The following is a 24,788-nucleotide window of genomic DNA, read 5'->3' on the forward strand; positions in this document are numbered from 1 at the left end:
TTTATATCTTTTAGATCCTTCTTAACACATTAGTGCTCTACCCTTTGATAAAGCTTTAATGCTAAAATAATTTTATTAAATAAAGAGTTAATAACTTCATTTAAATTTTAAAATACAAAGCAAGGGTTAATGATGACAACCATCTACGGCATAAAAAACTGTGATACGGTAAAAAAATCACTTAAATGGTTAGAAAAAAACAATATAGAATTTACATTTCATGATTTTAGAGTAGATGGTTTAACACCAGAGTTACTTTCTTCTTTTGTAGAGCGCAGTGATTGGAATGTATTACTAAACAAACGCAGTACCACATTTAGAAACTTACCTGCTGAAATAAAAGACAACTTAACTGATGACGTTATGTTTAAAGCAGTATTAGAACAACCTACATTATTAAAGCGCCCTATACTGATCAGAAATGACGTAACGTGTGTTGGCTTTAAAGACGATTTATATCAGGAAAACTTATTATGAGTAATAGCACACCCGTTATTGAACTAACTAAAGACCTTATTTCAAGAAAATCAGTAACACCTGAAGATGCTGGTTGCCAAGATTTGATATCTAGCCGTTTAGGCGCTTTAGGCTTTAATAACGAAACAATGGTTTTTGAAGACACGACAAATTTGTGGTCAAGAAAAGGTACACAAGATCCTGTATTTTGTTTTGCTGGTCATACCGACGTTGTTCCTGCTGGTAATTTAGACTTATGGGATACCCCCCCTTATGAACCAACCATTATAGACGGAATGTTATATGGTCGTGGTGCTGCTGATATGAAAGGTAGTTTAGCTGCCATGATCATAGCAACAGAAAGATTTGTAGCTGACTATCCAAATCACAAAGGTTCAATTACTTACCTTATTACCAGTGATGAAGAAGGCCCATTTATTAATGGTACAACACGTGTTATCGATACTTTAGAAGCACGAGATGAAAAAATCACTTATTGTATTGTTGGTGAACCATCAAGTACCGATCTCGTAGGCGATATTATTAAAAATGGCCGAAGAGGCTCTATATCTGGTGAATTAACAATTCATGGTAAACAAGGTCACGTGGCTTACCCTGAACATGTAAAAAACCCAATTCATAGTGCTATGCCAGCTTTAGCTGAACTGAGCCAATGCGAGTGGGATAATGGTAACGACTTCTTCCCTGCTACAAGCTTTCAAATTTCAAACATCAATTCAGGCACAGGTGCTACTAACGTAGTTCCAGGCCATATTACCGCATTATTCAACTTACGTTACAGTACTGAGCTAACCGACCAAAAGATTGTAGATAAGGTTCATTCGATACTTGATAAATATGACTTTGAATACACGATTGACTGGACTTTTAACGGTAAACCTTTCATCACAGAGCCAGGTCCATGGTTAGATGCTGTTACAGATGCAATTGAAAGTACTATGGGTAAACCTACTGAACTATCGACTGCTGGTGGTACATCTGATGGACGATTTATTGCACCTACAGGCGCTAAAGTTATAGAGTTAGGGCCATGTAACGCAACAATACATCAGGTTAATGAAAGTGTTTCGTGTGATGACTTAAACAACCTAGTTGATATTTATTATCAAACACTAGTCAATGTTTTAGGTAAATAAACAGTATGTCACTTGATCACCAACAACTTTGCGGGCTGAGTGATTCACATATCACTTGGCTTTCAGATCGCATTGGTATTCATAAAGAAATGAAATTAGCGTGGCAGTCATTAAGTGATGCTGCGTTAACAAAAGGTTTCGAGTTAAAAATTGCCAGTGGTTATCGCAGCTTTGACAGGCAATTATCCATTTGGAATAGAAAGTTTAATGGAGAACTTGCTACTAAAAATATAAACAATGAAGTGGTTAATTTAAGTGAACTGTCTGATGATGAAAAAGTTGATGCTATATTAACCTATTCCGCATTGCCAGGAACCAGCCGGCACCATTGGGGTAGCGATATAGATATTTACGCTGATAACTTATTAGCTAACGATAAAAAACTTCAATTAGAGCCTTGGGAATACCAACAAGGTGGACCATTTGAACAGCTCAGCCTATGGTTAGAAAAAGATGCTGCATCATTTGGTTTTTTTCATCCATATGATAAAGATCGAGGTGGCGTCGCAATAGAACCTTGGCACTTATCCTTTGCACCTATAGCGCAATCTTGTTTATGTGATATTTCAGTAGAAACATTAGCGCAAACCATCACACAAGCAGATATACTAGGTAAACAGGCAATTTTAAGTAAATTACCGAATATCTTTTCGCAGTATGTACAAAACATAAATAAAGGAACGTAAAATGGGTGAATGGCTTATTCCTATCGTAATTATCGGTGTGGTGTTGTTTTATATCGGTAACTTAAGTACCTTACAAAAAAATGCGAAAACACCTTTACGCAAAAAAGGCTTAAACGATTTAAAAGAAACGTTACCGCGTAATAATAAAACAGAACATAAATTACAAACTGTTGAAAACAAACCTAGCTCACCTTATAAAAAATAAGCTCTTCTTTATTTTATTTTTAGCACCTATATTTATAACTATTTCTTCCTATCATTATTCAATTTAAGCCGAGTTAAGGTTAATTTACACGAGTAAACACAAGAAACAAAAAAGCTCTACCGAGGTAGAGCTTTACATACATAATTAACCTAACTTTTATATTAATCTTTAGAATAAACTATCAAAAGATAAGCCTGTTTTAATAGCAGGTAGGATAATATCTAAAGTATCTGATGTTAGTGCCTCACCATCTTCGTCTAATATCGTTACTATCGTTTTCTCTTCAGACTCTTTAAATAAGAACTTGTACTTACCATCAGGAATGTTAAGTGTTGCTTCTTCATCACTCCACAAATTATCCCAGAAACTAGGTTCAGGACGTTTATAAGTTGTGAAGTAAATATTTTTACTTTCATTTAAATCTGTTACTTCAAAATGATTTTCTCTGAAGAAAGTTGGAACATTAGTCCACACAGAATCTAAATCCATATTAACTAAAATAGCAGGTTCGTTATCGCCATTAGTAGTTAAAGAAGCATCAATTTGCTTCGCTTTAGTTTGCAGTAATTTATGAGAATAAATACGGTATTGGTAATCAACTTCACCAATCAAGGTGTTTAACATCGCCATTTCTGCGCGATGCTTTTCAATTGAATTAATATCAGTGGTAGAGTTTAATAAATCAGTTTTCTTGTAATCAATTAATTCAACACTAATTGCCACACTTCTACCGTGTGACTTCTCTTCAAGTGTGTATCTAAAACGTTTAGATTCAGTTTCTACAACACTTTTAAAGAACCAATAACCACCCTCTTTTTCTTTCACGTACCAATCAGACTCAAATACAAGGTTGTTATCATCAACAGGCTTCAGTCCTACACCATCAGTTTTGAGTTGAGATTTAACGGCATCTCTTATGAAGTCTAATAGAACTTGATCATCAATAACTTGGTCAAACCAAACTTGAGGGTTTCCTTCATTACCTTCAATTCTTGAAGAAGCAGCCATAGGTATAACTAAAGAAGGAGCTCTAATATCCATTTCTTCACCAACAGGTGAATTAGTATCTGGAACTTGAGGAATAAAAAATTCATGCTTTTGTCTAGGTTCAACTAAGCCAGCAGGCGTTGTTAAAGGTTTAGCTTCGTCTCTGGTGGCGTAATCAAAATTCCCTTCAGCTTGGGTCCTGCTAATGTCATTACTACACGCTGTTATAGTTAAACTTAATAGCGATAAACAAAATAATTTACGATTCATTAAAACTCCTGCGGATACCATCTGAATCTTTTCTATCACGGCTAATTAGATAATATGATGTTAACCGATGAGAAATACATGTTGATAAGTAAGTTAAGTAAGCATTTATTTAAACTGACTTATTATTTAATAATTAATTTTTTGAACTATGGCTTTGATAACAAATAAAGAATTAAGTTCAAACAAAACTCAATCTACTACTAGCCGCCAAAATAATACAACATGGTACTTGCCTGTTTTTACAAACACAAGAAACCATATTAATAAATGTTAAATATTCTCACGGAGTTGTCACTTTTTCACATATAATTGCTGTTAAAGTACATAATTCGGTCTATTTAGTTAGAAATAACAAAAGTATAATTGTTAGCTTATTTATCTTACAAAAAGCCCTATAATTATATAAATGATAATTCATCAAGCACTAACTGAATAAATATAAAACTAATAGACGAAAAAACCTCCCTTTAATGTATCCTCCCTAGTGTTTAATAAAAATAATATGAGATACAATAGCCTCCTGAAAAACGATTAAACCATCAAATATTAAAAGGTTACTTCATTAATGTCTCAATATTTAGTGCTAAACGCTATGGGCTCAGATCGTACAGGTAGCGTTAGCGAAATCATAAAACTAGCGAGCAAATGTGGCTGTAATATTATTGACAGTAGAATGGCTATTTTTGGTGAAGAATTTACGTTAATCATGCTGCTTGAAGGCAGTGCTAAGTCGATTAACTTAATTGAGTCAAAATTTCCTATCGTGTCTCAAAAATTAGAGTTAATCACTATGATGAAGCGTACTTCAGGTTATAAGTCGCTAGATTTTACTCATCATTACGAAGTTGAATACGCTGGCATAGATCAACCAGGTATACTTAAATCAATTACAGCATTCCTAACAGCACGTAAAATCGATATTTCTTCTTTAAAATCTAAAATCAATCCAAAAGATAATACCACTAATGCAACTATCTTAATCGCCTTAACCGAAGATACTAGTATCGACACAATTGAAAGTGATTTTATCGAGTTATGTGCTCAAATAGGCGTGCAAGGCTGTATTAAACCAGCAAACCAAAATCTACTAAAATATTTTTCTTCTTAATTTAGATGTAAATAAGCGTGACACGTTTTACATTTTAACTGTATATAAGGTTTATTATGAACACACTTACTGTAGGTGATAAAGCACCACTTTTTACTTTACTGGATGAAAACGAAAAAGAAGTATCTTTAGCTTCTTACATAGGTAAAAAACAAGTTCTCGTTTATTTTTACCCTAAAGCTATGACACCGGGTTGCACGGTTCAAGCGCAAGGCTTGAGAGACAGTAAAGCAGACCTTGAAGCTTTAAACACTGTAGTTTTTGGTATAAGCCCTGATGAACCTAAACGTTTAGCCAAGTTCTGTGTTCGTGATGAATTAAACTTCACACTACTTTCAGATCCAGAACATAAAGTTGCTGACGACTTTGGGGTTTGGGGGCTAAAGAAATTTATGGGCAAAGAATATGACGGTATTCATCGTTTAAGCTTTTTAGTTGGCTTAGATGGCAACATAAGCTATGTATTTAATAAGTTTAAAACCAAAAACCATCACGAAGTTGTTCTTGAAGTGCTTAAAGGCTAGTTCATCATCCTTTTGAGTTTATTGAAAACATGCGTAAATACGTCAAAGCAGCCTATATCCAAATAAAGGCTGCTTTTTTAATGCCAATTTCTTTATGTATTTATTGCTTAAGCCTTTAGCTAAAAGTAATGAACAGCAGAAAGATCACCAAAGAAAGTTTCTACATGCCTTCCTTTCTTTTGCCAGCCTCTTAAAAGAAATACAGTTTTCTTAGATTTCATTGTCCAAGAAATGCCTCCACCAAGGGAATAAACATCTTCATTTCCTGAACGTTTGAGTTGTTCATTTTCTTCTAAATTGCGAAAGTAGCCTTTACCAAATTTAGCTTCAGCAAACATATGTATATTATTTTTTAAATTTACAGATAAAAGTGGCCCAATAGAAAAATCTAATGATTCAGCTCTAATTTTCTTTACTGTTCCTATATTATCTAAATAGTCTGGCTGAAAAATTAAATTTTCATCACTTTCTAACAACAAATTTTTATATGACCAACTACTAATTAAACTCAGACCAAATTCAGTCGATTGGCTCAATTTAGGACGATTTAAAAAGAAATGGTCAAAGAGTGACTCACCAAAAAATGTATATAAATCGTGTACACCAAATAACTCAAATTTAGTTGATTCTATATTAGAAGAAAAACGAGTCTCACGCTGCGACTCATTCAAAAGATTGAGTGCATTCGTGTTAAAACCTTCAAGTGTTTGGTAGTTTAAGGTGATTTTAGAGTTCTTAAAGCCTTTATATGAAAATAGAAAATCTTCCGTTTCAGTTTGAGTTCTATCGTTAATAAAGTCTGTTGCATATCCAATTTCAATACCGTTTAAGTCAACAAAAACGCCGAATCTTTCGTTGTTAACAGGTTCTAATTCAAAATTCACTTTCTCTCTAGTTGGATCGGACTGTGAGTAAATAAGTGAATGAAAGGTTTGTGGCTTTGAAAAAGTAAATCGTATCGAATTAACCTTCCAGTCAATGGAAGTAGCATTCGAGAAACTTGTATAGAAAGTTAAAACATAAAATAAAAGAACACGCATTATTTGATCCAAGAATAAAAACAGTATTACAAATAATATACGAGAATCATCAATAATAAAGGAGGTTAATTATCCTAAATTTATAACATTTCTATCACATTCGATAAAAACAATTGAAATAAGGTATTTAGCCTTACGAACGAAGACATAAAAAAGCTTGAGCTAAAGGATTAGGAATTAGAAGTATTTATTAACAGTATGATATTTAAAATAGCTAAGTATGAAGATATGTTGAGCCGACTTTGTTTATTATTTAGATATTTTGGTTGAATAAAGTAGCTAAAACAGCATTCAGTTTAACTACCTTATGACAAAACCCATACCTTAATTTTTACCTAAAATACTTTCTATTTCAGTTTTCAAACGTGTTAAAGCATCTAGATGAGTATTAGAGGATTTAGAGCCTTTCTCCTCCGCTCGTCTAGACTGTGAAAATTTCACAATACCTAATGCTATGTTTATTTTCTTTAATAACTCAGCTGCATCATCTGGAAGAGGATTAATCCATTGCAATGAAGACGCTAGATCTTCAGCACCTGTTTTTGATAACGATTTTATTAATTGATCGGAATGCATAAACACCCTTAGTTTTTATTATAAATATTTCAATGTAAGCTATTGTCTCATAGAGCAAGATAAATAGTGATTAACTTATTGAATACCTCTAAATATTGCTATCTTAATCTTGATTAGCTTTCTTCTCCGATAACCGTCGATAAAGTTAAAGCGCCGCCTAAAAATATAAACACACTACCTAGCAAGCGATTAACACATTTAATGTTAGACGACTTAGAGAGAAAAGGACTGATTTTTGAACCTAAACAAACGTACATAAACATAGATATACACTCAAGCACAAACCAAGTACTGGCCAAAATAATATATTGCTCTAAAGCAGGTAGTTCGGCATTCATAAAGCTTGGAAATAAAGCGATGAAAAACAATAAATCTTTTGGGTTACTTATACCAACCATAAAACCTTTTTGGTAACGCTTAAAAGCAGAATAGTTAATTTTTGGCTTAATATTTTCGTTGTTAACTTCTAACTTTATTCCCCCCTCTTTCCAAGCCATCAAACCTAAGTAAATTAAATAGGCTGCACCAAGCAGTTTAATAACAAGAAAAAGAGTTGTTGATGCAGCTAAGACAGTTCCGATCCCAATCGCAGAAATAGTCATAAGTAGAAGCGCTGAAGTTGCACCGCCTAAAACCGTTGGGATTGCTTTTCTGTGGCCAAATTTTAAGCCGTCAGATAAACATAATAAACCTGAAGGTCCAGGGCTTAAGAGCAAAACACTGATAACACTGATGTACAATAACCATGTACTTAAATCCATAAAACACTCTTTAATTAATTCTAAACTCAACCTATAAGATTCAACTTCATGACTCTATTTCTTTAATTTTAGGGAGCTTTTTTCGCTTGCTTTTCTTAGGTGGTTTTGGTGGCAATGAGTCGACAAAACTTACGCAAAGATTTATCCAATACTTTAATTCAGCATCAGACTCAAAACCGTCAGGTAATATATAAACTAAACCTTTTACAGGCTTTCCTGTAAAGTCCATTTCAGTGACATGAGGTTTATCTAAACAATCAGAATAATGATAAGGCCCAACACGCGCCATAATTTTATCACCAATTATCGCACAACACATATGTTCAGAAAGAATGTAACATAAACCTCCAAACATCTTCTTAACGACTAAATCATTCCTCGTTTCGAAGTATTCATATAGTCGTTCTTCTAAACCTCGATCAAAAGCCATAATGTATCAAATTTCTGTTAATTCTCATAAAGGGCAAATATTTCTTTTCCTATTTCAGCAATAGCTTTATTACGTTCAGGCAAAGTGGCTTTTGTTTGTGTTAAATAAATACTGATAATCAATGGTGATCTCGTTTCACTCCATACCACAGCCATTAAAGCTCTTGAGCCAAAGCCACCAGAACCTGAACGATCTGCTATTAACCATCCATTAGGAAGAACAGAACGGAACAAATCACCTGTAATTTTATTATCTAGCATCCACTGCTTTAGTTGAGATTTGGCACGTTGTGATAATACATCACCAAATAATAAAGTATGTAAACTTTTTACCATAGCATTAGGTGTTGATGTATCTCGATTATCACCGTCAAGTGCTTCATTTAACTCAGGTTCTATTCTGTCTAAACGCGTAATGTTATCGCCTATTGAACGCATAAATTGCGTTAAACCTTTAGGACCATCAATGCCCGCAAGTATAATGTTACTAGCTGTATTATCACTCATCGTCATCGCGGCTTCGCACGCCTGTTTTAAAGTGATTTTTTCTCCTATCTTATTTTTAGTAATTGGAGACCATTCAATCAAAGAAGCTGCAGAAATCACAGTAGTTGACTCTAAAGACTGCAAACCTTTCTCCGCATCAGATAATAATTTTGCACAAGCAAGTACTTTGAAAGTACTCATTAACGGAAAACGAATATCTCCGTTATGATCCCATAAGTTATTAGCAGAAACATCGAAAACTGATACACCAATTCGTGAGCCAAGCAGTTGTTCTTGCCCTTTTATTTTATCGGATAGTGTTTGAGCGTTTACATTAAAGCTAAAAGCTAAAGCAACAATAAAGATAAGAAAGTAAGGGCTGCACTTCACAAAATGTGTTTTAAGATTAAATCTCATAAATAGTTATCTCTATAAGTGTTTAAATAGCTGAAAATAAAAAATGTAAACTAGAAACAATCGTTCAAATCTTTATTGCAGTTTATAAATTATTAGAAAAAATACCAAGTTGCTTAATTAACGCTTAGCTAGAATTAAACGGCCTATATTTAAAGCTTCATAGCTCCTGAGTGTAAGTTATCAGCTTTATCTGTATCAACCTTGCAATATCATAACGCTAGAAGTAAAACTTTAACCTCGCTATTGGACCCCACTCTATTTACTATTCAAATGGGTACTAGTCATCAAGCAACCAGCCTTGGCTAACTGCATGTTCAATTTGACTATTTACATACAGCCATAATTTAGGTGCTAAACCTTCAAGAAAACGGTTACGTTTAAGCACTTGAGATTTTTTTACTTTGTGTCTTGCCCAACTTCCACCTTCATTTCTCATGTTTTGTAGAAGAGGTAAAACACTATCTATGGCTTTAGCAAATCGAGCATCTACCGTTTGTGCTTCTTCAAACTCTAGCCATAATTGGTTAAACATTTGAAATTGTTTATCCGGTAGCAAACCAAAAATACGTTCTGCTGCTGCAATTTCTTTATTAGCTTGTTCAGCAAGAGATTTTTCATCTGAAAAAGCGAAAAGATCTCCTGCATCAATTTCAACAATATCATGAACCAATAACATGCACATAACACGCGAGATGTTTACCTCTTCTACCGCATATTCATGCAAGATGTGAGAGGTTAATGTGATATGCCAACTGTGCTCAGCACTATTTTCAAACCTATTCTTATCAGACTTCACCAATGCTTGTCTGTAAACACCTTTAAGCCTATCTAATTCAATAATAAAGTCTAATTGCTTGTCTAAATATGAGCCTACTGTATGAGTATCTAATTGTTCCATTAATTTTTCCAAGATGTCGTTATATCTGTTGTGCAAAGCTTTGCTTCAACGATGATTAAAAGGTGATTTTCTTAAGAAATCTAAGCAGTGGTCTAATCACTGCTTTATGTATGAATGATAACTTAACCTGAGAATAGATTAAGTTATTTTGCTTCGTAATATATTTGAAGCACCTAATGAGACGAGTAAATATGGGCTTAAAGGGGAAAATAAAAACTGTTACATAATAAGACAATTACATATAAATAACCTCAGCTCGGATTAGGATGTTTTACTCAACAATGCTATTTAATCGCCTATCTATATTACCTGCATGAATGCAGGCATCTGGTTTTTATCGGGAATAAAAACCACGTCTTTATACGCCCAGTAGTTAGCTATTGGTTTATATAAAAACTTTGAAAATCACACAAATTTAATCATGTAGAAAAAATTAAAGCTTTTTATGATCTTAATCCAAATAACGCTAAACGATACTTAAATGAATCAATGCGTTATTAAATCCATCACCCCAAGTTGAGGTTAAATAGAATTAAACCGATTAAATGATCATTTATTAAGCTTTTTTACATGTAGAAGTATCAAGAGATAATTCAGTAATAAATTTACCTTCTTTTCCTAAATATCGATAAATCAATACTACACCTAAATCGATAAAGCCTTTCATATCCTTATTTAAACATATAGTATCAATAACATTTTCTTGAATAACTATATCCAACTGTTCAGCATCCATTTGCTCTGCAATATATTGAGTTAATGTGTTGGTATAGATAAATTGATTTCCTACTGTAGCAACAGAATCTAATCGAGTATCACTATCAATTATCATAGGTAGTTTTTCAGTGACAACTTTAGCCGTTTGGGTGAGTATATTCGATAGTTCTCGTTCTTCTTTGGTCTGTTGAGCAAAAGAAGAGGATGATATGAAACAAAAAGCAATGAACAGAATAGAAGCTGATATACGCAAAACATAATTCCTTTTATAAAAAAGTGAAGTTAAAAATCTTGTAAATACTTGAAGAAGTAAATCCAATACTTAAAAATAATATAACTAACTTACACATAACCTACAATTATAATTATTTGCCATAAGGTAAATGTTACCTATTAAAAACGCTTAAATATCGCTATAAAACAAAGTAAAAAAAACCAACTCAATTGTGTTGGTTTAAAAGACATCATTCACTCTAAAAGTTAGCAATAAATAGGCTTTATACGTTCAATTAAGCTTAAATCGGTAGAGTTAATACTGCCCTTCTGTAACCATGAGATAAAGCCAGCTTGCAAATCAACACTGTTACCTGAAACCATTTGCTCTTGCATTAATTGCACTTGAACTTGCATTCTTTGCGATTTGAATGATTCAGGAGATTCTTGTCCAGCAAAGATCTCAAGCTTTAATGTTTCTTCCTGCCTATCAACAGTTTTAGATTGTTGTGCAACATCCGTTAGACGTTTCTTCCATGCCGTTGATAATTGCATAAATGCTTCGGTTTCTTGCATTTCTTCAACATTCACTTCATCTTTAGCTATGATTTCTAAAACGCTAAAAATAGCCTGCCAAGTTTGCTTATCTTTATTGCTATGTATGTAACTAACTTTCAGTTCAATTTCTTTTATACATGCTTCAATTTTATGAACAAACTTTTTATTAATTGGTTTAATTGATAAGGCTTGAACTAATATTGCTTGAGCATTCGATTTAGATACATCTAACTCTTTAATGCTTTCATTAGTTTTTACAATATTCTGTAGATCGTCTAATTGCGTATTAAGTTGATCTAACAAAGTTTGTTGCTGTGCCTTGTTGGATTCATTTAACTCATCACGTTTACTAAACAAAGTATCGTTTATGGCTCTAAACTCTTTCCAAAGCTTATTTTCATGCTTAACACCACTATAACCAATGTTTTTCCACTGATTTTGCAAACCTTTTACTGTTTGTATGGCTGCAAAAACATCGTCGCTTTTAGAAGCTTCAATTGCACTTGCCACTAAAGCTTTCTTTAAAACAGCATTTTCATCGTTATAAGCACGTAATAACTTTTTAATAGGCTGAACAAGGTCATTATATTGAGCTTGAATTTCTTTATATTTAGTACGTTCAACTTCACCAGCGCTTTGCCACTTTTGTTGAAATTTATTGAGTTGAACATCTACATGCTTCCAATCTATAGGTTCTTGAGCATAAGACTGACTAAACGCGCGAACGTCTTCAATAACAGCTAAACGAGCAGCTAAATGTTGCTCTCTAATTTTCTCTTGTTCTTTATAAAACAAGCGACAAGGAGCGAAAGCTTGCTCACAATATTCATTAAATTCATTATTCAACTGGCGCTCAACATCATCTTCAGCATGACCTAAAGAATTCCATATTTGACGGTATTCTTTAACTTTAGCTGCTTGGTCGTTCGGATTATCAAGAGGCACTTTAACTAATTGCTGTATATCTTCTATAAGTTTTTGTTTGCGAGGCGTTGCAATGTAGTGTTCCCAATCACTCAGTTCTGCCATCTTTTCACTGACAGCATCAAAGTCTTTTTGGATCCTGATTTTTTGCTTTTCAGACAGTTGCTCAACTATTTTTTCAATGCGTTTAAATACACCAAAAGCAATATTAAATTTACCACTAGAAATAATACGTTTTAATTCGTTAATTTTCTTTTGAGCTTGGTTTAATTGAGCTTTTTGATCGGCTACAAATGGCGCTAAACCTTTATTCCATGAAGAGGCTATTTCTTTTTGTGCATTGGTTATAGATTCAGGCAAAACACCTGATGATTGCTTTTCTACCGCACGCCATTGCTCTAACCAATCATTAAATATTGGCTGACGTTCGTTAAACTCTTGGTTATTAGTAGGTAAAGCTAATTGAGATATTTTAGCGATTAACTGGGTTGCATCAGTAACTGACTGAGCAATAAGTGGTATTTTTGTTAGTTTATGTTGTTCTTGTTTTAACGCTTTTGAAAGATAACCTTTGTCAGCATTGCTTAATACGGAATCATTTAGTTGCTGCATCAGACTTGTAAAAGTTAATTCAAACAGTGTTTCATCAACTTCAGCTTGCTCAAAAATAGCAGTAGTTAATGACTGACTGATTTTAGCAATTTCAGTATTAAAAAACGCTTTTGCTTCTTTTTGCTCTTGTTCAAGTTTTTCAGCAATAAGTTGTTGTTGGTAAGCTTCAGCTTTAGGTGCAAAAAGTTTTTCTACTTGCGCTTCGATGGTTTTGTGTTTAGCAATGAAAATGTCTCTATCTTCTTTGGCTAAATAATCAAACTCAAGTAACAAGCTTTGCCATTCATCAACTAATGGCACTTTTTTACTTAACATTACGCCATAATCAGCAACATCAGTTAAAGCTAAAAACTTAGATAAATTAAGTTGAGCTTTTTTACTAATGGTTTTCGGTAATTCAATTAAACGGTCTATTTCAGTTATTTTGTCAGTTATCTTTGCTGAAATGTCTTCGTTACAAGCTTTTTTAAGCAGTTTTTCAAGCTGAGATTTTTCAGTCACTTGTTTTAATAAGTGGTGCTGAATTTCTGCTTGCGGTTTTTGAGAAAATACAGACATTAATAACTGAGGTTTATTAATTTTATCAAATAATGCAATTACCAAGCTTGTATCAGTTTCTGATGTTAACCAAGCTTCTAAACCCAATAAGCTGTTTGCTGTTTGAATATATTGAAGCTTCTTATCGTTTGATAAAGAAATACTATGCTCACCCGTTAATATTTGAGTGACTTGTTTTCGTGAGAATTCTTTTATCTTTTTATTTGTGTTGTTTTCGCTTTCGTTTAAAAAAATATCAAAATCAGCTAATTTGATTAATGCGGTACGTCTTACAAGTTCGCTTTCGTCATGTTGTAGAAGATCTTTAAGAATCACAAGGTGTTCAGGTGTATTTACATCTAAGTCATTATTTATAGCGGTAATACGTACATTGCTGTCTTTGTGTTGCCATTTTGCTTTGAAAAAATTAGAAAAAATCATAAATCAGAAAACCTAGCAATATTGTTTTGATCGGAAAACTCTTTTTTAAGTTCACGTTTGGTTTTAGTGACTATTTCACCATCAGCACCAACTGTTAACATTTCATCTGAGTTTAAGTGTTTAGCTTGATATGCCATTACAATTTGCAAGGCTGAATCTCGCTGAGCTTGTTCTACTTTTGTACCTTCTGGCCATTTACCTGTTTCTGCTGCATGTTTAAGTCGTAAATACATGCTTTCATCCATATTCTCAACAAGCTGTATAATATTCATACGTGTACTCTACCCAGTGTTAATTACATTAATATTTAGGAGTCAAAGTGATTTTAATTAACTCCTGATAAACGATATTTTTTACCAGGAGTATTAGTGTTTTATTAATATTAGAACGTAATATACATAAACAATTTAGTGCTAAGTTTAGTACAGATTAAGTTCTAAGAAATTGATATTAGCTATGAACACCTAATATCGAAGTCAGGTTATTTACTACGCTTTAATAGAAGAAGTCTTACACGAGTAACAAGATATAAAATAAAACCCAGTACAGTGCTCGCGATTGAAGCGATATATTCAATAGTGCCTGGCTGAGCATCTTTTAGATAAAAGAATAAAAAGCCACCACAGAATAGCAACATGGCAATGAAAGAATGTGTCATTAAGCTTTGTTGTTGCTTGATAGCATTCGTTTGCTTGATAAGCGCTAATTTGTCTTGATCGATACCAGCTATTTGAACATCACAATGATTACAGGTTTTTGCTTTATCAGATATTTTCTTTTTGCAGCTAGGACAATTAATTACGGCCATAATTTTCTCACACAATAAATTCCCCTGTATTCTACAAAAAAAAACGCCTCGATGGGCGTTTAATTTAAAGATTTTAGGTAAAATTTAAGAATTTTTCTTAAATCTTTTTTCCCAAAATGTTGCATTTTTAATTCCAAGAGATTCTGGATCGAATGTGTATTTCTCTACACCCGCTTTTTGTTGTTTTTCATAATCTCTTAATGCTGCAATTGCTGGTTTAGCGATGAAGAATATAATGATAATTCCCACAATATTTAACCAAGCCATTAAACCAACGCCAACATCGCCCATACCCCATGCAATATCTGCTGCTTTTACGGTTCCATAAAAAGTAGCAACCATAATAAGTACTTTTAGAGCAAACATCATACCTGGTATTTTTACAGTACGACGAATGTAAGCAACGTTGTTTTCAGCAATAAAGTAATAAGCAAGAATAGTAGTAAAGGCAAAGAAGAATAATGCTAAGGCAATAAACGGCTTACCAAAACCAGAAAACATACTGTCTACAGCAATTTGAGTAAAGGCTGGACTGTTTGCTGCAATATCACCTGCTATGTTTTGCACAATAAAGCTTGTTGTTCCTTCCAACTGCACATTATACGACTCTGTAATTAAAATCATAAATGCTGTTGCAGAACAAACAAATAAGGTATCGATGTACACTGAAAATGCTTGTACTAAACCTTGTTGTGCAGGATGTTCTACTTCAGCTGCTGCTGCAGCATGAGGACCTGTGCCTTGACCTGCTTCGTTTGAATATATACCACGTTTAACACCCCAACCAATTGCAGCACCAACACCAGCCATTGGAGAAAAAGCATCATTTACAATCAGCATAAATACGCCAGGTAAGCGATCAATATGTAACCCAAGGATCACACAAGCAATAATGATATAAGCAAACGCCATAAATGGCACAACAACTTGTGTAAAGCTAGCGATACGTTTAATACCACCAAAAATAATAAAACCAAGCATTAGTACTATAGCAAGCGCCGTAAGTAGTTTAGTTAGAGCAATATCACCAATAGCTGTATGAATGATATCGCCAGTACCAAACACCATCACAACAGCTTCACCAATACTATTTGATTGAACAGTTGGAAGTAATGCACCACATGCTAAAATTGTAGATAAAGCAAATACCCACGAATACCATTTTTGCCCCATAGCTTTTTCAATATAATAAGCTGGACCACCACGATAAATACCGTTGTCTTCTTCTTTATAAATTTGTGCATTTGCAGATTCAATATAAGCAGTTGCCGCTCCGAAAAATGCAACAACCCACATCCAAAATACAGCGCCTGGTCCACCAAAACCAATTGCAGCAGCAACACCAGCAATATTACCTGTACCAACACGACCAGATAACGACACAGCTAAAGCTTGAAAAGATGAAATACCTTTTGCTGAGCTTTTACCTGAAACTAATAAGCGCCACATTTCTTTTATTTGACGTAACTGTACAAATCGAGTAAGTACAGTAAAAAATACGCCCGCTCCTAAACATAAATAAATTAATGCCGGACTCCAAATAAAACCATTGAGTGTATTGACTAATTCTTGCACTAAATTCTCCTACCTATTTTTATCGTTCTTATTTTTTAATTTAAACATCATGTTTCACATAATGGATAATCTTTTAAAGTCACTTTCAATAAACCTTTAGGCTTATTGAAAAATGAGCTTTTCCCAAAAAAACTCTGACTTGTGTTCCCTGATATCTTTTCTTTATTATGTTTTAAGTTGTTCTATTATTATTTTTTAATGGAGGTTTTATATATCATCACTCACGTGATAGATAGCGGTTAAAAAGTCGCGTCCAAATAAACTACTTCTTTCATCAGACCAACCAACCGCAGGATCTGGTAATAAATCATTATCTTTGAACGGCATTTCAATCGTGTACGCTAAACATTTGAATTGCTCACCAACCCAATTTGATGCAAGGGTTAAGTTTGCTTGACCAGGTGCATCTTTCTCATACCCCTTGTCGTCTTGAAATTCAGGTGTTGTAGCCAAAAGAATAGCTTTAAATTTGTCTTCTAAATTTTTAAGGCGTGCGTCGTATGATGGAATACCTTCACCACCAGCTAAAAAGTTGTAAGGTAATGCCTCATCACCATGTACATCTAAAAATAGATCCACACCTATTTCTAGCATTTTCTCACGAACTAAAAATACTTCAGGGCTTTTATCTAAAGTCGGAGTTTGCCACTCTCTATTTAAGTTAACACCCACAGCATTTGTTCTTAAGTGACCTCGAACGCTACCATCAGGATTCATGTTAGGCACAATATAAAATACCGCTTTATTTAATAAAGCGCGTGCAACACCATCATCGTTATCAAGTAATCGGTCGATAAAGCCTTCCATAAACCATTCTGCCATGGTTTCACCTGGATGTTGCCTTGCTGTTAGCCAAATATTCTTTTTATCAGCACTTGGCTCACCAACGACAAGTAATGACATATCACGACCATCTAAGGTTTGACCTAAAACGTCTAACTGACAATGTGTATTTAATTGTGCTGAATGTAAAAGATTTTGATGGCGTTCGTAGCTATAAGGGCAAAAGTAAGCAAAGTAAACGGAATCAAATTCAGGTGTTAACGTAATGGTTAACTGTTTACCATCGAATGTAGTTGGTACACGAAACCATTCTTGTCGATCGTAAGATGCAACGGCTTGGTAGTTTTCCCAGCCTTTAACATAAGCAGACTGAGCAGCATTGGTTATATGTAAAACGTGTTCACAACGATTAGTGTTATGTAACTTAAAATGAAACCACTGAAAGTATTCTGATTGATGATCTTGCTTGATTTCTAATTGAATATTTGACGGGTTAGAAGCATCTACGACATGGATATTTCCGCTGTCGAAATTAGAGGTTATTTGCATAGAATGTAAGCTTTTGGAAATTTAAAAATATCAGTGTACACAATCATTCAGCAAATCAGAAGTACTAAAGCGTTCGTAAATACATTCCAGCTTCAGTTGAATAGCCTACTGATTTGCTAATCACTCTATTATTTTCATCAAAAACATAATAACTAGGATAAGCACCTATGCTAAATTTATGTTTGATTTTTTCGGTACCTAGGGCAATAGGAAATGTTAATTGGTGCTCTTGTGTGAAGCCTCTTACTTGATCAACATCCATATAATCTAAAGCCACAGCCACTACATTAACATCTTGATTCTCAAGATAAAACTCTTCAAGATTTTCAATACTCAAATGACATATTTGACACCAAGGCGCAAAAAAATAAATCACTGTCTTTTTGTTATTTGATAATAACTCAATAGGCGTATCCATAATGGTATTTAGGACCAACGACTCTTCTGCCATTTGTGTATCAGTCGACAACATAGACGTTGTTTTAAACCATGAAACAAGATTAAAAATTCCAACAAATATAACCACTTGAATAGCCAGATTGCGTATCACGAAATGTCCTTAATAAAATTAGCAAAAAATAATTAAAAGCTTTGATAGCTATATGACCTGATTTTTGTATTTAACATTCATTTTATTTTGAATAAAAAAATCCGATGATAAACATCGGATTTTCATGGGATAAAGCACAGTAATACCAAGTGGCTTATTATTTACTTAATATAAAGCTAACCTATGCTTTTTAAACCTTTCATGTAAGGTTGCAGTACTTCTGGAATTTCAACACTGCCATCAGCTTGCTGATAGTTTTCAAGTACAGCAACTAATGTACGACCAACAGCTAAACCTGAACCATTTAATGTATGAACAAGTTCTGGCTTTTTAGAGTCTGCACTTCTGTAACGAGCTTGCATACGACGCGCTTGAAAATCCCCCATATTTGAACAAGATGAAATTTCACGGTACGTATTTTGTGCAGGTAACCACACTTCAATATCAAATGTTTTGGTTGCACTAAAACCAATATCGCCAGTACATAAAACTACAGTACGGTAAGGTAAACCTAGTTTTTCAAGAATTGCTTCAGCATGACCTGTTAACTTCTCTAGAGCTTCAAAAGAATCTTCTGGCTTAACGATTTGAACCATTTCAACTTTGTCGAATTGATGCTGACGAATAAGACCACGAATATCTCTTCCGTAAGAACCTGCTTCACTTCTAAAACATGGTGTATGAGCACACATTTTGATTGGTAAATCAGCTTCTTCAACAATTTCGTCTCTAACAAGGTTAGTTAACGGAACTTCTGCAGTAGGGATAAGCGAAAAAGTTTTGTTATTTAAATCGGTATGGAATAAGTCTTCACCAAATTTAGGTAGCTGACCTGTACCAAAGAGTGAATCATGGTTCACTAAATAAGGCACATACATTTCTTCGTAGCCATGCTCTTCACTGTGTGTGTCTAGCATAAACTGTGCTAATGCACGGTGTAACTTAGCAATGTTACCTCGCATAACAGCAAAACGTGTTCCCGCTAATTTAGCACCACTTTCAAAATCTAAACCTTTATCCATTGCACCCGCAACATCAACATGGTCTTTAACTTCAAAATCAAATTCGCGTGGCGTACCCCAACGTTTAATTTCAACGTTATCATCTTCAGATTTACCTTGCGGTACTGATTCATGAATTAAGTTAGGTACTGCTGCAGTGATGTCATTAATCTTTTGTAAAATAAGATTCTGCTCTTCTTTAGCTGCTTCAAGTTCATCACCTAATTGGCTCACTTCAGCTAATAATGGCTGAATATCTTCGCCACGAGCTTTCGCTTGTCCAATCGATTTTGAACGCGTATTACGTTGGCTTTGCAATTCTTGAGTTTTAACCTGTATTTCTTTACGTGTTGCTTCAAGCTCTGACAATGTTGCCGTATCAAGTTGGTAACCACGTAAAGCTAATAATTCAGCTGTTTTTTCAATATCTGTTCTAAATAGTTTTGGATCTAGCATGTCAAATCACGTTTATCTTTATTTGTTAAAAATGGAAACAAGAAACATTCCTAATCCAGCAGCTAAAATACATAAGCTGACATTTAGTAATATGTTTATCATCGCTTTAAAATATTCACCTTGTTGTAAAATCAAAAAGGTGTCTAATGAAAATGTTGAAAATGTTGTAAAAGCACCCAAAAAGCCAACGCCTATAAGGGTTCTGTAAACCGAAATTTCAATTATACCTTGTTCAATTAAACCGTATAACACTCCCATTACAAGAGAACCCGAAATATTAACCGCCAGCGTCGCAAAAGGGAATCCTTTTCCTCCCCAATTTAAAATTAATTGATAAACAAAAAATCGTAAACTGGCTCCACATGCACCGCCTAAAGCGACAAAAAGATAGAGTGATAAATTACTTATACCGGTGCTCATTACTATTCCTATTTAATGAATTCAAATAATTGAGTTTTTCTCTTAGCTGTTTTTCTAATCCGCGGTCTGTAGGCTCATAAAGTTGTGTGCTCGCAATTTCAGGTGGAAAATAACATTCACCTGCAGCAAAAGCGTTAGGTTCGTTGTGAGCATAACGATATTCATCACCGTGACCTAAGTCTTTTGTTATAGAGCTTGTCGCATTTTTTAAATGAAAAGGTACATCAAGGTCTGATGTCTGTTTAGCTAATTCTTTAGCACGACTAAAAGCCATATATACAGCATTACTCTTTGGTGCTAATGCCATATAAACAGTGGCTTGAGCAATTGCACGTTCTCCTTCGCTTGGTCCAACACGAAGAAAAGTGTCCCATGCATTTAATCCTAACTGCATCGCTCTTGGATCAGCATTACCAATGTCTTCACTAGCAATAGCAAGTAAGCGTCTGGCTACATATAACGGATCGCCACCGCCAGTTAAAATTCTCGCATACCAATACAATGCCGCATCGGGATCTGAACCTCGTACCGATTTGTGAAAGGCACTAATCAAGTCATAAAAAGCATCGCCACCTTTGTCGTACATCGCAATTTTATCGCCAGCAACTTTAATAACAGTTTCAATATTAATGTTTTTTTGCTGATTAAGGGGTTCAATAACTTCTAAACTATTTTCAAAAAGATTAAGTAAGCGACGAGCATCTCCGCTAGCACTTGCAAAAAGTTGTTTTTTTGCACCTTCATCTATTTTGATTTTAAATTTGCTAACGGCACTACTTTCTTCAAACTCAATGGCTTTGGCTAATACCACAGCTAAGTTTTCTTCGGTGAGCTTTTTAAGTGTATACACTCGAGCTCGAGATAAAATAGCTTGGTTAAGTTCAAATGCAGGATTTTCAGTAGTCGCGCCAATAAAGATAATCGTACCGTCTTCAATATGCGGTAAAAAAGCATCTTGCTGACTTTTATTAAAACGATGGACTTCATCAACAAATAAAACTGTTCTTTTTTGCTGATGAATAGCACGCTGCTTTGCGCTATCAATTGCTTGACGAATTTCTTTAATACCAGAGGTTACGGCAGATACACGTTCAATTTCAGCATTTGAATGGCTAGCAATAATTTCAGCTAACGTAGTTTTACCTGTGCCTGGAGGTCCCCAAAAAATGAGTGAATGACAACGTCCCTGTTCGATTGCAAGTCGAAGTGGCATCCCCATTCCTAATATATGCTCTTGGCCAACATAATCAGCTAAAGTTTTAGGCCTTAATTTGGCGGCAAGCGGAAGAAATTGCGGATCTTCTTCAAAACTCAGATCAAGAGTGCCATTAGCGCTGGTCATCTAAATGAGCGCCTTCAGGAATATTAAATTTGAAAAGAGATGCATCTATATCTGATGATAAATTCATATTATTAAGAGACACTTTACTCAATTGACCTGTGGCATCAAGGAAAGTAAAACCTGATAATTCACTTTTGTTATTAAAGTTAATTTCTAAGGTTTTAATACGGCTATTAATATCATTTGCATGTATCACATAATTGTTAGTTGATATGCGACTGACTGAGTATTGCTCCCACAATGTGGCATCATTGCTTGTGATCAACAAAATAGGTGTATTAGCGATAGCGCCATCAAGTTTATAAGCTGTTACTTGCTCAATAAACGGGTCAAACAGAAAAATTGATTCGCCATCTGACACAATCAAAGATTCGTCAGGTGATGTGGTATTCCAATGAACCAGGTTAGGGCGTTTTACGGCTAAATCCCCTCCTCCTGTTTGTAAAACATTGCCTGCATTATCAATAACTTCTTGTTCGAATGCGGCACTGAATTGTTCAATATGGTTAAGCTTTTCCATCAATTCTGTTTTATACTCAACTGATGTTTCCGCCACTATATTACTTTGTTGGACTAAAACTTCTTTAGCAACAGGTGGAAGGCTCAAATCAGCAGCAACACTCGATAATGTAAGCGGAGAGCTAATAGAAAAGACTAATGCAGCTACTGTGAAATTCTTTTTATTCATCGTTAAAATCCTTAATAGGAGGTGGCGCTAATACTTCTCGAGCACCATTATTACCTGGCGTGGTTACTATGCCCTGCATTTCCATTTGTTCAACAACACGTGCCGCTCTGTTGTATCCGATTCTAAATTTACGTTGTACGCTTGAAATAGATACTCGGCGTGATGCAGTAACAAAGTTAACGGCTTCATCAAATAAAGTATCTAGCTCTTCATCATCAGAGCTTTCTGAAACTTCACCGGGTAATAAAATTTCTTGATCACTACCGCCTGACAGAATATCTTCAATATAATTAGGCTCTGCTCTTGATTTCCAATCATTAACCACTGCATGCACTTCATGGTCATCAACAAAAGCGCCATGTACTCGAATGGGTACAGCTTCACCTGGCGGTAAATAAAACATATCACCCATTCCTAAAAGTTGATCTGCACCTTGTTGATCTAAAATGATGCGCGATTCTATTCTAGATTGAACTCTTAGCGCCATACGCGTCGGAATATTGGCTTTAATTAATCCCGTAATAACATCAGCAGATGGACGTTGTGTCGCTAGAATTAAATGAATACCTGCAGCACGTGCCTTTTGTGCAATACGGGCAATAAGTTCTTCAACTTTTTTACCCACAATCATCATCATGTCAGCAAACTCATCAACAATAATCACAATTGACGACAATTTTGTTAATAAGGGCGGTGTTTGGCTAAAAGCATCCTTGGGTTCCCATAAAGGATCAATTAACGGTTCACCGGCCTCTATCGCCTTAGCAACTTTGTCGTTATAACCTTTAAGATTTCTGACACCAAGCTTTGACATTAACTGATAACGTCGCTCCATTTCTCCTACACACCAACGCAGTGCATTTGCTGCTTCTTTCATGTCTGTAACTACCTCTGATAATAAATGAGGTATACCGTCGTAAACTGATAATTCTACTTGCTTGGGATCTATCATGATCATACGTACATCTTCAGGCGAAGATTTATATAAAATACTAACAATCATGGTATTAACTGCTACGGATTTACCTGAGCCTGTGGTACCCGCAACGAGTAGATGTGGCATTTTAGCTAGGTCAGCAATAACCGGCTCTCCTGATATATCACTCCCAATGGCCATCGCCAAATTTGAGCTTGACTCAGAGAATTTTTCACAAGAAATAACGTCGGCAAAGAATACAGTTTCACGGTGTTTGTTCGGTAATTCGATACCGATCACGGACTTACCTTCGATAACTTCAACAACACGAACACTTTTTGCTGATAGCGACCGAGCTAAATCTTTCGATAAGTTGGTAATTTTACTGGCTTTAACGCCTGGGGCTAAATTCAATTCAAACCGGGTAATCACCGGTCCAGGGAAAACACCAACCACTTCGGCTATAATCCCAAACTCAAGTAACTTTTCTTCGACTAAGCGAGAAACTCGATCGAGTTGTTCTTGATCAATGGGGTGTTTAGCACGGTCTGGGCGATCTAATAAGTCAAGTCCAGGCATTCCTTTGTACTTGTCTTCTATGTCTGTCGATGGCGCTTGAGCTGCTGGCTTAGTGGAAACGGGCATGACTATCTTTTCTACATCTTCAAAAGCAGCTACAATCTCGTCAGCATTAACATGCTCTTGAACATTAATTGCTAATGGCTCACCCATGATGTCGTTAATATCAACAAAAGGTTCAAGCTCATCATCAAGTTGATATGGGATATCATTATTACTTTGACTAATGATTTCATCATCCTTATTAGCTGACAAAGATGAAAACGCATGTTCAACATCATGCTTATTTTTGTCGATATCTGATGGCTCTTTCTTAGCAGTAATTTTTGCAGCTACACTCGATATTTTTTGTTTAAATTTAGAAGGTGTCGCTGGTGTTTTGTCTTCTATAACTGTCTGTTCAGGCTCTGGAGTATCATCTTCTTTTTCTTCAGTCCCAGAAGTGCCAAAATGCTCTTTTAGTAAACTAGGAAAACCTACTAGATACTGCATAGCACGTATTGTGTACAAGCCAATAGTGTCAATAAAAGCTAGTAAAGAAAAACCAGTTAACAACACAAAGCCTGTGCCGCAAAGTAAAAGAAATATTAACGTGCTTCCTACAAATGAAAAGTAAGGTAATAAAGTATTACTTAGCACATCACCTATAATCCCACCCGCTGAAAAATAAAAAATGTCGTCAAAGTTCATACTCGCGATCGAGGTAATGCCAACATACAATAAAATAAAGCCAATAAATTTTAACCCTAAAGTTAAATAATCAAGCTGCATTAATTTGTGATATTTTTGGAAAATTAGCCAACCCGTTAGTGCAATAACAAAAGGTAAGCTGTAAGCCACAACGCCAAAGAGGTTAAGAAGTAAATCAGATAAGTAGGCACCAACAGCTCCCCCCATATTACGAATAGCGGTTTGATAACCCGTTTGTGCCCAGCCTGGATCTGCAGAATCAAAAGTGAATAAGATAAGCATCATGTACATAGCGAAAACACATGAAACCAGCAATCCGGCTTCAAGTAGGCGTTGAACGCCATTTAATTTAGAAGATTCTTGAGACAATATATCTACCATGAAAAATTGAAGAATTTAATACCTTATAAAATAACAAAATATTGGCCA

The 24,788-nt window shown here is 34.8% G+C and carries 25 protein-coding genes; 6 read left to right on the top strand and 19 right to left on the bottom strand.

Going from position 1 to position 24,788, the window contains the following annotated elements; all coding sequences use genetic code 11:
• Window positions 1-132 precede the first annotated feature (132 nt).
• The 4 genes from Q5N69_RS06880 to Q5N69_RS06895 are packed head-to-tail and all read left to right on the top strand — an operon-like array spanning window position 133 to window position 2,504.
• On the top strand, window positions 133-477 hold the full coding sequence (locus Q5N69_RS06880) for an ArsC family reductase (RefSeq protein ID WP_304368123.1): 345 nt from the start codon (window positions 133-135) through the stop codon (window positions 475-477).
• Complete coding sequence (dapE, locus tag Q5N69_RS06885; RefSeq protein WP_304368124.1) at window positions 474-1,613, top strand: succinyl-diaminopimelate desuccinylase; 1,140 nt, start codon at window positions 474-476, stop codon at window positions 1,611-1,613. Before Q5N69_RS06880 ends, dapE begins: the two co-directional genes overlap by 4 nt.
• A gap of 5 nt (window positions 1,614-1,618) precedes the next feature.
• Entirely contained in the window at window positions 1,619-2,299 is a 681-nt protein-coding gene (locus Q5N69_RS06890; protein WP_304368125.1) for a M15 family metallopeptidase, read from the top strand.
• Between the two features lies 1 nt (window position 2,300).
• On the top strand, window positions 2,301-2,504 hold the full coding sequence (locus Q5N69_RS06895) for a hypothetical protein (RefSeq protein WP_304368126.1): 204 nt from the start codon (window positions 2,301-2,303) through the stop codon (window positions 2,502-2,504).
• A gap of 168 nt (window positions 2,505-2,672) precedes the next feature.
• Here the strand turns inward: Q5N69_RS06895 and bamC are convergent, their stop codons facing one another.
• The gene (bamC, locus tag Q5N69_RS06900) at window positions 2,673-3,761 is read right to left on the bottom strand and encodes an outer membrane protein assembly factor BamC (RefSeq protein ID WP_304368127.1); all 1,089 of its coding nucleotides are present in this window, start codon (window positions 3,759-3,761) and stop codon (window positions 2,673-2,675) included.
• A gap of 565 nt (window positions 3,762-4,326) precedes the next feature.
• Between bamC and Q5N69_RS06905 the strand changes: the two genes are divergently transcribed.
• Both Q5N69_RS06905 and bcp read left to right on the top strand, forming a co-directional pair.
• Complete coding sequence (locus Q5N69_RS06905) at window positions 4,327-4,869, top strand: glycine cleavage system protein R (protein WP_304368128.1); 543 nt, start codon at window positions 4,327-4,329, stop codon at window positions 4,867-4,869.
• 56 nt (window positions 4,870-4,925) lie between these two features.
• Window positions 4,926-5,393: a thioredoxin-dependent thiol peroxidase gene (bcp, locus tag Q5N69_RS06910; RefSeq protein WP_304368129.1), complete on the top strand. Its 468-nt coding sequence runs from the start codon at window positions 4,926-4,928 to the stop codon at window positions 5,391-5,393.
• A gap of 119 nt (window positions 5,394-5,512) precedes the next feature.
• On the opposite strand, the gene Q5N69_RS06915 is transcribed toward bcp, so the two are convergent.
• The 18 genes from Q5N69_RS06915 to Q5N69_RS07000 all read right to left on the bottom strand — a co-directional run bounded on the left by Q5N69_RS06915 (window position 5,513) and on the right by Q5N69_RS07000 (window position 24,740).
• Entirely contained in the window at window positions 5,513-6,433 is a 921-nt protein-coding gene (locus Q5N69_RS06915) for a hypothetical protein (RefSeq protein ID WP_304368130.1), read from the bottom strand.
• 324 nt (window positions 6,434-6,757) lie between these two features.
• Window positions 6,758-7,009, bottom strand: a complete 252-nt coding sequence (locus tag Q5N69_RS06920) for a hypothetical protein (RefSeq protein WP_304368131.1) — start codon at window positions 7,007-7,009, stop codon at window positions 6,758-6,760.
• Between the two features lie 113 nt (window positions 7,010-7,122).
• Window positions 7,123-7,770, bottom strand: a complete 648-nt coding sequence (locus tag Q5N69_RS06925) for a LysE family translocator (protein ID WP_304368132.1) — start codon at window positions 7,768-7,770, stop codon at window positions 7,123-7,125.
• A gap of 46 nt (window positions 7,771-7,816) precedes the next feature.
• A complete protein-coding gene (locus Q5N69_RS06930) occupies window positions 7,817-8,200 on the bottom strand; it encodes a TfoX/Sxy family protein (RefSeq protein ID WP_304368133.1) in 384 nt (127 codons plus the stop codon).
• Between the two features lie 17 nt (window positions 8,201-8,217).
• Entirely contained in the window at window positions 8,218-9,102 is an 885-nt protein-coding gene (bla, locus tag Q5N69_RS06935; RefSeq protein ID WP_304368134.1) for a class A beta-lactamase, read from the bottom strand.
• Window positions 9,103-9,379: 277 nt separating this feature from the next.
• Complete coding sequence (locus Q5N69_RS06940) at window positions 9,380-10,000, bottom strand: HD family hydrolase (RefSeq protein WP_304368135.1); 621 nt, start codon at window positions 9,998-10,000, stop codon at window positions 9,380-9,382.
• Between the two features lie 556 nt (window positions 10,001-10,556).
• Complete coding sequence (locus Q5N69_RS06945; RefSeq protein WP_304368136.1) at window positions 10,557-10,970, bottom strand: PA3611 family quorum-sensing-regulated virulence factor; 414 nt, start codon at window positions 10,968-10,970, stop codon at window positions 10,557-10,559.
• A 227-nt stretch (window positions 10,971-11,197) separates the two neighbouring features.
• Window positions 11,198-14,002 (bottom strand): DUF349 domain-containing protein, encoded by a 2,805-nt coding sequence (locus Q5N69_RS06950; protein ID WP_304368137.1) that lies wholly within the window; start codon window positions 14,000-14,002, stop codon window positions 11,198-11,200.
• Window positions 13,999-14,274, bottom strand: coding sequence for a YeaC family protein (locus Q5N69_RS06955; RefSeq protein ID WP_304368138.1), 276 nt, complete (start codon window positions 14,272-14,274; stop codon window positions 13,999-14,001). Before Q5N69_RS06955 ends, Q5N69_RS06950 begins: the two co-directional genes overlap by 4 nt.
• Before the next feature lie 209 nt (window positions 14,275-14,483).
• A complete protein-coding gene (locus Q5N69_RS06960; protein WP_304368139.1) occupies window positions 14,484-14,810 on the bottom strand; it encodes a hypothetical protein in 327 nt (108 codons plus the stop codon).
• Between the two features lie 84 nt (window positions 14,811-14,894).
• A complete protein-coding gene (locus Q5N69_RS06965; protein WP_304368140.1) occupies window positions 14,895-16,385 on the bottom strand; it encodes a sodium:alanine symporter family protein in 1,491 nt (496 codons plus the stop codon).
• A gap of 207 nt (window positions 16,386-16,592) precedes the next feature.
• On the bottom strand, window positions 16,593-17,717 hold the full coding sequence (locus tag Q5N69_RS06970; RefSeq protein ID WP_304368141.1) for a M14-type cytosolic carboxypeptidase: 1,125 nt from the start codon (window positions 17,715-17,717) through the stop codon (window positions 16,593-16,595).
• Between the two features lie 64 nt (window positions 17,718-17,781).
• On the bottom strand, window positions 17,782-18,267 hold the full coding sequence (locus Q5N69_RS06975) for a TlpA disulfide reductase family protein (RefSeq protein WP_304368142.1): 486 nt from the start codon (window positions 18,265-18,267) through the stop codon (window positions 17,782-17,784).
• Window positions 18,268-18,443: 176 nt separating this feature from the next.
• Window positions 18,444-19,724, bottom strand: coding sequence for a serine--tRNA ligase (gene serS, locus Q5N69_RS06980; RefSeq protein ID WP_304368143.1), 1,281 nt, complete (start codon window positions 19,722-19,724; stop codon window positions 18,444-18,446).
• A gap of 18 nt (window positions 19,725-19,742) precedes the next feature.
• Window positions 19,743-20,144 (bottom strand): fluoride efflux transporter CrcB, encoded by a 402-nt coding sequence (gene crcB, locus Q5N69_RS06985; protein ID WP_304368144.1) that lies wholly within the window; start codon window positions 20,142-20,144, stop codon window positions 19,743-19,745.
• Window positions 20,125-21,486: a replication-associated recombination protein A gene (locus tag Q5N69_RS06990; protein WP_304368145.1), complete on the bottom strand. Its 1,362-nt coding sequence runs from the start codon at window positions 21,484-21,486 to the stop codon at window positions 20,125-20,127. Before Q5N69_RS06990 ends, crcB begins: the two co-directional genes overlap by 20 nt.
• Window positions 21,473-22,174: an outer membrane lipoprotein chaperone LolA gene (gene lolA, locus Q5N69_RS06995; protein WP_304368146.1), complete on the bottom strand. Its 702-nt coding sequence runs from the start codon at window positions 22,172-22,174 to the stop codon at window positions 21,473-21,475. The genes Q5N69_RS06990 and lolA overlap by 14 nt, the downstream gene beginning before the upstream one ends.
• On the bottom strand, window positions 22,167-24,740 hold the full coding sequence (locus Q5N69_RS07000) for a DNA translocase FtsK (protein ID WP_304368147.1): 2,574 nt from the start codon (window positions 24,738-24,740) through the stop codon (window positions 22,167-22,169). The genes lolA and Q5N69_RS07000 overlap by 8 nt, the downstream gene beginning before the upstream one ends.
• Window positions 24,741-24,788 lie beyond the last annotated feature (48 nt).

This window comes from Pseudocolwellia sp. AS88, from assembly GCF_030551755.1.
GTDB lineage: Bacteria > Pseudomonadota > Gammaproteobacteria > Enterobacterales > Alteromonadaceae > Pseudocolwellia.